Source organism: Actinoplanes sp. CA-252034 (assembly GCF_050956125.1).
Taxonomy (GTDB): domain Bacteria; phylum Actinomycetota; class Actinomycetes; order Mycobacteriales; family Micromonosporaceae; genus Actinoplanes.
The window spans coordinates 2,485,990-2,490,636 of sequence record NZ_CP191846.1 but is presented as its reverse complement, the minus strand read 5'-3'; the positions used below and the strand labels follow the sequence as shown (position 1 = coordinate 2,490,636).

At 73.0% G+C, this 4,647-nt stretch carries 6 protein-coding genes; all 6 read left to right on the top strand.

Translation table 11 applies throughout. From position 1 onward, the window contains the following. Nucleotides 1-105: 105 nt before the first annotated feature. The 6 genes from ACQPZW_RS11260 to ACQPZW_RS11235 are packed head-to-tail and all read left to right on the top strand — an operon-like array spanning nt 106 to nt 4,629. Complete coding sequence (locus ACQPZW_RS11260) at nt 106-987, top strand: hypothetical protein (protein WP_433794790.1); 882 nt, start codon at nt 106-108, stop codon at nt 985-987. A 10-nt stretch (nt 988-997) separates the two neighbouring features. Continuing rightward, entirely contained in the window at nt 998-1,594 is a 597-nt protein-coding gene (locus ACQPZW_RS11255; RefSeq protein ID WP_433794789.1) for a type VII secretion system-associated protein, read from the top strand. After that, the gene (locus ACQPZW_RS11250; protein WP_433794788.1) at nt 1,591-2,178 is read left to right on the top strand and encodes a type VII secretion system-associated protein; all 588 of its coding nucleotides are present in this window, start codon (nt 1,591-1,593) and stop codon (nt 2,176-2,178) included. The genes ACQPZW_RS11255 and ACQPZW_RS11250 overlap by 4 nt, the downstream gene beginning before the upstream one ends. Continuing rightward, nucleotides 2,166-2,690 carry a type VII secretion system-associated protein gene (locus tag ACQPZW_RS11245; RefSeq protein ID WP_433794787.1) on the top strand — a complete coding sequence of 175 codons (525 nt, stop codon included), beginning with the start codon at nt 2,166-2,168 and terminating at the stop codon, nt 2,688-2,690. The genes ACQPZW_RS11250 and ACQPZW_RS11245 overlap by 13 nt, the downstream gene beginning before the upstream one ends. After that, nucleotides 2,687-3,607: a hypothetical protein gene (locus ACQPZW_RS11240; protein WP_433794786.1), complete on the top strand. Its 921-nt coding sequence runs from the start codon at nt 2,687-2,689 to the stop codon at nt 3,605-3,607. The genes ACQPZW_RS11245 and ACQPZW_RS11240 overlap by 4 nt, the downstream gene beginning before the upstream one ends. Further along, nucleotides 3,607-4,629, top strand: a complete 1,023-nt coding sequence (locus ACQPZW_RS11235) for a hypothetical protein (protein WP_433794785.1) — start codon at nt 3,607-3,609, stop codon at nt 4,627-4,629. Before ACQPZW_RS11240 ends, ACQPZW_RS11235 begins: the two co-directional genes overlap by 1 nt. The last annotated feature ends 18 nt before the right edge of the window (nt 4,630-4,647 follow it).

Sequence of the window (4,647 nt, the reverse complement as noted above, 5' to 3'; positions counted from 1 at the left end):
GAAGGCGTGCCGTACGGGCAAGAGCCCGCGGTGAGCGACCGGCTCGGTGACCCCGGTGTGGTCGAATACGTTTCCGACGGGTCAGGCGAAGCGGTGAGGAGAACGATGGTCGACCACGATGACGCCGTGGCGCGGGCCCATCGGGCGCTTCTCGGGCTCGCCGGCCGGGTGCCGGACGAGGTGCTGGCCACCGCCCGGTTCCGGCTGGCCGAAGGGGCGCTCCCGGACCTGCGGGAGTCGGTGGTCACCCCGTGGTCGTTCGCCGCCTCGATCGACCCGGGCGGTCCCGCGCTGCTGGACCTGTCCGCCGCTGACCTGGATCCGGTGGACCGGGCCGCCGCGGACGCCGCCGCCGGCGAACCCGCGGCACGCGCGTTGTGGCGGGCGTGGCGGATGCCGACACCGGCCGCCCCGCCGGTCCGGGTCTACGTCCTCGAAGCGGGAGCCGCCGAGGCCACGCTGCCGAGGCTGACCGCGACGGTGATGACCGCCCTGCGCGACGCGGGACTCACCGCGCCGCAGGTGGAGACGTACCCCATCGGTGGTGATCTGCCGCCTTATCAGCACGCCGCGCGCGGGGCCTCCGCCCTGATCTGGACCCGTGATGAACGGCCGCCGCTGCGGCTGGCACGGGTCTTCGACCGGGGTGGCGCCGCCGGAGTGGGGTTCGACCCCGGCCACGAGCGGCTGTCCGTGATCGAGAAGGACCGGGTCGCCGCTTACCTGGAGGGCGGTGAGCCGGTTCTGGTCACCACGAGGAGTGCCACCGACGTCGTCTCACCGGAGCGGGGCACGGTCGTACCCTTGAGCTTCCGCACCGATGGTCGATGGATCTGGACCGAGACCGTCACCTACTACCTGCGGGAATACTCGCTGGCCCCGGACCGCGAGCTCCTCGGCCACATCCGCGCCAACGAATACGCCGCCGTCGACGTGGACGCGGCCGCGGAGCACCGCGCGCTCGCCCTGCTGCTGACGCGCGGCTGATCGGAGAATCATGACTGACCAGCCGGAAGAGTCGTATTTCCTGCTGATGGATCCGGAGTGGGAGCGGCGGGAGGGTGACGAGACGCCGCCGATGCGGTCGGTCGTCGGCCTGTGGCCGATGCACGCGGACGGCTCGATGGGCCGGTTCCGCAGCAACCCGGAGTACGTTCCGCTGCGCCCGGAGTCGCCGACCGACCCGATCGACGCGCTGCTGCGCCTGGCGATGCGCGGTGACGCCCGGATGGAGCAGGTGCAACTGGTGCTGCGGGACACCCTGATCGACCTGGCGATGAACGGTGACGGCCGCCCCCTGGTGGTCCGCTCCCCCGACGACGTGCCGTGCGTGGTCATCGCCACGTCGGGGCAGCACCAGCAGCGGGTGTTCGCGCCGGAGTGGCACCGGATCGAGCTGGAGACGCTCGTCGAGCGGCTCGCGGACGGCATCGACGTCATGATCAACCCGAACGGCCCCGCGCCGGTCCGTCTCACCGGCGACTTCCTGCGGCACACCGCACAGCTCAGCGACGAGCAGGTCGCCGAGTTGCAGGAGGTGTTCCGGGACTCCGAGGGCGTCGCGGTCGTCCCCTGGGAGATGGGCACCCGATGAGCACGGAGAACTACTTCCTCCTGATGGATCCGGACTGGGCGCCGGACGGGCCGTCGACGATCCCGGCGTTCGAGGCGGTCATCGGGGTCTGGCCGGTGGCCGGGGACGGCACCGTCGGCTCGTTCCGCGGCAACCCGGACTATCTTCCGCGCGACGCCGACGCCGTCGCCGACCCGCTCGACGCGCTGTTCCGGCTGGCTGTTCAGGGGCGGGCCGGGGCCGAGCAGATTCAGCTGGTCCTGCGCGACTCGCTGTTCGAGGTGGCTCTCAACGGCGACGGCCGTCCGCTGATCATGCGTTCGCCGGACGACGTTCCGTGCATGGTGATCGCCACCAGCGGCCCCCGCCGGGAGCAGGCCACCGCGCCGCAGTGGCGCCGGATCGATCTGACCGAGTTGGTGTCGCTGCTGCCGGACCGGGTGGACGTGCTGTTCAACCCGGGCAGCGCGGTGCCGTTCCGGCTGATCGGCGACTTCGTCCGGGAGGCGCTGCTGATGAGCGACGAGGAGATCACCGAGGCGTACCGGACGGTCCGCGAGTCGTTGAGCGACCAGCGCCTGGAGGTGGTGCCGTGGAGTCTCTGACCGGTGACTCCCCGACCGGCGACGTCGTGCTGCTGGTCGACCCGGAGTGGGAGAGCGACGAGGACGGCGCCGAGCCGCCGTTCGAGGCGGTCGTCGGGATGTGGCCGGTCGGCCCGGACGGTACGACCGGCCGGTTCCGCAGCAACCCGGAGTACTTCCCGCACTTCGAGGAGTCCCCGTCCGATCCGATCGACGCGATGCTGCGGCTCGCCCTGGACGGTGACACGGAGATGACGCGCCTGCGGACCGTGCTGCGTGACTCGACGTTCGAGCTGGCGATGAACGGGGACGGTAATCCCCTGGTGGACCGCTCCCCCGACGACGTGCGCTGCGTGATCGTGGCGACCAGTGCGCCGCACCGATCGCGGGTGGCCGCGCCGGACTGGCGGCTGACCGACCTCGATCAGCTGCTCGCCCTCACCGCCGGGGAGGGGTACGACGCGCTGTTCAACCCGGGCGGACCGGCCCCGGCCCGGCTGACCGTGGACTTCCTGCGGGAGACGGCCGGATGAGCGCCGGAATGCTGCACCTGCTCTGCCTGCGCGCCGCCGGCCGGATCCCCGACGACGAGCTGGCCGAGCTGCGCGAGCTGGTCGCCGACGGTGACGAGGTGACCTGTGCCGCCCGTCTCCTCGGGGCCTTCCCGCAGGCGGCCGAGGAGATCACCGCGCTGGCCGGGCTGCTGCCACCCGGTACGCCGCTGCCCGCGCCGGCCGCCGACGACGACCTGGACGCCGCCGTGGCGACACCCTTCATCCCGTTCCCCCCGGCCGACCTGCCGTACTACACGATGTCGGCTCCCACGGTCGTCGACGAGACGGCGGGCGGTGTGGTCGACGACCTCGACCACGCCCTGCTCGACGTGCTGGACCTCCGGCGTACGACGGGAGTGTGGCGCTGCTGGCGGATCACCGTCGGGCCGGGCGACGAGGCGAGCGCGGTCCGGGTCTACCTGGTCGAGACGATGGAGTCCGTCGAGGAACTGCCGACGGTCGCCGTCCGGGGACAGCGGGCGCTCGCGGCCGCCGGTCACGCCGCGCCGGTCGAGGTCTTCCAGCCCGGTCTGCCGCTCCCGTCCTACCAGTGGGCGGCGCGGTCCCGGGCCGCCCTGATCTGGGCCCCGTGGCCGGCCGGTGAGGTGCGGCTGGCCACCGACGGCCCGGCCTCCGTGCCGGTGGACGACGACGACGTCCTGCCGCTGGTCACCTATTTGCGGTCGGCGCCCGCCGTGGTGCCCGGCCTGCACACCGACGGCGAGTGGGTCTGGCCGGCGTCGGCGGCCGACCGGGTGCTCGAAGAGGCCGCGCTGACCGATCCTGATCTACTGAGTCATTTGCGGTCCCGCCTGCGCGAACCGCACGACCCGGCGGACGCCGTCGCCGTCCACCGGGCGCTGGCCTCGCTGGTGCGTGCCGGAGTGGTCACCTGATGTCCCCCGGCGACCGGGTCCTGCCGCGCCTGCATCTGCTTCTGCTCCGGGTGGCGGGCTGGACCTCCGACGACGTCGTCTGCCTGCTGCGTGCCCGGCTCGCCGAGGGCCGGCTCTCCGAGGTCGCCCGCACGCTGCTGGGTGTGGTGCTCGCCGACCGGATCCCGATCCGTCCCGAGGACGCCGGGCTGCTCGCCCGGATGCTGCCGGACGTGCCGGAGATCGCGCTGCTCGCCGGGGCTGTGCCGGCGGACGGGACGCAGCGCCCGGCCTACCTGTTCGCGCCGGTGCTCGCTCCCGCCCGGACCACGCCGACGGTTCTGGACCTGAGCGCCGCCGACACGGTCAGTCGCGCGGATCGCGCCGCGCGGGAGGCGCTCGGCCAGGTGACCCGTCCCCTCGGCCTGTGGCGTTCCTGGCGGTCCACCACCGGGGGCCGTGACGTCCCGGTCTATCTGGTACACGCCGGTGCGGACGCCGCGAGCCTGCCCGGCGCGGCCGACTGGGTGCAGGGCGAACTGGCCCGGGCGGGCGTCACCGACCCGCAGGTCGAGGTGTGGGGTCCCGGCGTCGACCTGCCGCCGTACCAGCGCCTGGCTCTGGGCCGCTCGGCCCTGCTGTGGGCCGCCGAGCCGGTGCGGCCGGTGACCGTGGCACGGGTCTTCGATTCCTGGGATCCGGCTGCGGGCGGCCGTTTCGACGCCGGCCATCCGCTGCTGGGCGCCGGTGACGAGATGGTCCGGGTGCTGAACTACCTGCGGCAGGGGCGGGTACTGACGGCCACCGCCGTCACCGAGCCGGACGTGTTCGATCCCGGCGCCGGTGGTGTGATCCCGATGAGCTTCCGCACCGACGGCACGTGGATCTGGACGGACGCGGTCATCCACTATCTGAACGCCTACGCGCTCAGCCCCGACGAGGACCTGCTCGCGCACATCCGCGAACGCGACCACGTCTTCACCGAGCCGTCTCCGGTCGCCGAGCACCGCGCCATGGTCGCGCTGACCACGCCCGGGCCCTAGCCCTCTTCTCCCTCTCCC

Coding starts and splice junctions, on each gene's coding strand:
- ACQPZW_RS11260 (WP_433794790.1), top strand. CDS start 106: ATGGTCGACCACGATGACGCCGTGGCGCGGGCCCATCGGGCGCTTCTC.
- ACQPZW_RS11255 (WP_433794789.1), top strand. CDS start 998: ATGACTGACCAGCCGGAAGAGTCGTATTTCCTGCTGATGGATCCGGAG.
- ACQPZW_RS11250 (WP_433794788.1), top strand. CDS start 1,591: ATGAGCACGGAGAACTACTTCCTCCTGATGGATCCGGACTGGGCGCCG.
- ACQPZW_RS11240 (WP_433794786.1), top strand. CDS start 2,687: ATGAGCGCCGGAATGCTGCACCTGCTCTGCCTGCGCGCCGCCGGCCGG.
- ACQPZW_RS11235 (WP_433794785.1), top strand. CDS start 3,607: ATGTCCCCCGGCGACCGGGTCCTGCCGCGCCTGCATCTGCTTCTGCTC.